A 2914-nucleotide genomic window follows, 5' to 3' on the forward strand; every position below is an offset into this window, starting at 1 on the left:
GCCGGGCCCCTTCACTGCGACCCGAACCGGCCAGCGGCATCGGGCTGCTGCACGGCGCCGATGTGGGGGCGGTGGTGGCGCCGGCGGGGGCCCTGGGGGGGGAGGCGGTGCTGGCCTGCGCCGGGCGGGGTGTGCCCGTGATCGCCGTGGAGGGGAACCCCTGCCTGCTGCAGGTGGATGGGGCAGCCCTGGGGCTGCCGGTGATCCCGGCCGCCAGCTACGCCGAGGCGGCCGGGATCGTGCTGGCGCTGCGGGAGGGCCTCGATCCGGCGGCGCTGCGGCGGCCCCTGCCCTGACCCAGGAGAGGGGGCTGGGGGGGCTAGGGCTCGCCCAGGAAATCCCGCTTGCCCAGCTCCACGCCGTTGTGGCGCAGGATGTCGTAGGCGGTGGTGACGTGGAAATAGACGTTGGGCAGCACGAAGAACAGCAGGAAGCTCTGGCCGTTGAAACGGAGCGTCTCGCCCCGGATCGGCAGTTCGATCGCCTTGGTTTCGGTGCCGTCGATCTGCTCGGGGGTGAAGCCCTCCAGGCTGGCGAGGGTCGCCGCGATGCGGCCGATGAGGTCGTCGAAGCCGGCTTCGTTGTCCTCCATGGAGCTGCTCTCCACCCCGGCCAGCCGGGCCAGGCCGCGGCGGGCGATGTCGGTGGCGATCTGCACCTGGCGCACCAGGGGGAACATGTCGGGGTAGAGGCGGGCCTGCAGCAGCACGGCGGGATCGATCCCTCTGGCTTCGGCGTGGGCGGCCGCCTTGGCCAGGACCGCCGCCAGGTTGCGCAGGCTGCGGGCCAGCGGCGGAACGGCCGCCTCGAACATCGAGAGGGTCATGGCTGGGGCGAGGGCCGGGGGCAGGCGAAGCGGACTGTAGGCCGGTCGAGCGGGTGGCACGGGGGCGGCGATGAGCAGAAACACTCAGCCGGTTTCCCCCCTAAAGCGGACCGATTGCGAGTTAAGCTCTCTGCGATCGCTGCTCCGGGCGGCGCGTCGTCAAGTCGTTCTTCACACATTCACATGGCTGCCATCGAAAAGGTCCCCAGCGTCGTCTTCAAGACCCGTGTGCGCGATGAGTCCGTGCCCGGCCCCAACCCCTTCCGCTGGCAGGACCTGACCACCGACGACATCTTCAAGGGCAAGAAGGTGGTGGTCTTCTCCCTCCCCGGTGCCTTCACCCCCACCTGCTCCTCCAACCACCTGCCCCGCTACGAGGCCCTGTACGAGGAGTTCAAGAGCCTGGGTGTGGACAGCATCGTCTGCGTGTCCGTCAACGACGCCTTCGTGATGTTCCAGTGGGGTAAGCAGGTGGGCGCCGACAAGGTGTTCCTGCTGCCCGACGGCAACGGTGAGTTCAGCCGCAAGATGGGCATGCTCGTCGAGAAGGACAACCTGGGCTTCGGGGCCCGCTCCTGGCGCTACTCGATGCTCGTCAACGACGGCACCATCGAGAAGATGTTCGTGGAGCCCGGCCTCGAGGACAACTGCCCCACCGACCCGTTCGAGTGCTCCGACGCCGACACGATGCTGGCGTACCTGAAGGGCACCGCCCCCGCCGGCGTCAGTGCCCCCAGCCGCGAGTTCGTCGGCTGAGGCCGCCGCAGCGCTGACATCCTCACCCCCGTTCCGTCCGCGGATCGGGGGTTTTCCTTTGGCGGAAGGATGTCCCACCGGCGTCGCCTCGCCACCATGGGCCCATCGGACGACGGCGGGCGAGAGGGTGGGCGAAGCGATCGGCGAAGCAGCAGGCGAAACCGTGAGCAGCGGCATCGGCACCACCAGCTTCCGTTTCCGGCCCGTCGGCCCCGGTCGCTTCTTCGTGGCGGGGTTCCTCTCGTTCTGGCTGTGCGGCTGGCTGGCCGGAGAGGTGTTCGCCCTCTGGGTTCTCTGGCGGATCCTGGGCGCCTTTCTGGCCGGCGGTGAAGGGGCGGCCCTGCCGGTGGCCCTGTTCCTGCTGGTGTGGCTGGGTCTCTGGACCCTCGGCGGCGCCACCGCCCTGCGGGAGCTGCTGCGGGCGCTCTGGTCGGAGGACCGGCTGACCGTCGCGCCGGACGGGGGGCTGGAGCGGCAGGTGCAGCGGGGACCGTTCCGCCGCCGGCAGGCCCTGAGCGGCCGGGAGATCCGTTGCTTCCAGGTGCGGGGATCGGATTCCTGGGGTGGGCCGCTGGTGGCGGAGCTGCACGGTGGCCGTCTTGAGATCACCCGGCTCGGCAGCCTTGGCCAGCGGCAGGAGGCCGCCGAGCAGCTCAACCGGCGGCTGGGCCTGCGCCCCCTGGCCGGGGAGCCGGCCGATGACCCGGGCCAGGCCCAGAGCCGGATCCCGTCGGTACCGGTCCTGCCGGCGGGCTGGCAGGAGCTCACGCCCTCCTTCGGCAGTCCGCTGCTGGTGCCCGACCAGGCCCTGCGGCGGCAGCAGCGCCTGGTCATGGGTGTGGTGAACCTGGTGCTGTGGGGCTCGCTGGCCCTGCTGCTGCGGAACGGCTCCGCCTGGCCGGGGTTCTGGGCCCTGGGGTTTCCGCTGGCGCTGCTGGCCCTCGCCGGCGGCTGGGGCCAGCTGTGGCTGGCCTTCGGGCGCCTGGAGTGGCGGCTGGAGCCGCGGGTCCTGGTGCTGCAGCGCCGTTTCGGCCAACGCCTGCGGACCCTGGGGGAAGCCCGGGCCCTGGAGCTGGTCGAGCGGGTCGATTCCGAAGGGGACCGCTCCTACCGCCTCCAGGCCCTCCGGCCCCCCGATCCGCCCCTGCGGGTCGACGACCACACCACCGATCCGACCCCCCTGCGCCACCTGGGGGCCTGGCTGGCGGAGCGCTCCCGGGTGCCCTTCGACGACCGGGTGCCGAGTGAGGAGCAGCGGCGCCAGCAACGGCGGGCTGAGATGGAGCGACTGCGCCAGCAGCTGGCCGGCTCCGGGCGGCTGGGGCGCTGGGC

At 71.7% G+C, this 2914-nt stretch carries 4 protein-coding genes; 3 read left to right on the forward strand and 1 reads right to left on the reverse strand.

The features are described from left to right. Nucleotides 1-296, forward strand: a 296-nt coding sequence (locus tag VB737_RS16115; RefSeq protein WP_500314448.1) for a DUF3326 domain-containing protein, incomplete at its 5' end; no start/stop codon positions are given. 23 nt (nt 297-319) lie between these two features. On the opposite strand, the gene VB737_RS16120 is transcribed toward VB737_RS16115, so the two are convergent. Next, complete coding sequence (locus VB737_RS16120) at nt 320-826, reverse strand: DUF1993 domain-containing protein (RefSeq protein WP_500314450.1); 507 nt, start codon at nt 824-826, stop codon at nt 320-322. A gap of 183 nt (nt 827-1009) precedes the next feature. On the opposite strand from VB737_RS16120, the gene VB737_RS16125 reads away from it, so the two are divergent. Continuing rightward, nucleotides 1010-1582 (forward strand): peroxiredoxin, encoded by a 573-nt coding sequence (locus VB737_RS16125; protein WP_500314451.1) that lies wholly within the window; start codon nt 1010-1012, stop codon nt 1580-1582. Nucleotides 1583-1709: 127 nt separating this feature from the next. Beyond that, nucleotides 1710-2914 (forward strand): hypothetical protein (locus VB737_RS16130; RefSeq protein WP_500314452.1); only part of this gene is annotated, 1205 nt, incomplete at its 3' end.

It is taken from the genome of Synechococcus sp. BA-120 BA3, from assembly GCF_034931285.1.
Lineage (GTDB): Bacteria > Cyanobacteriota > Cyanobacteriia > PCC-6307 > Cyanobiaceae > Cyanobium.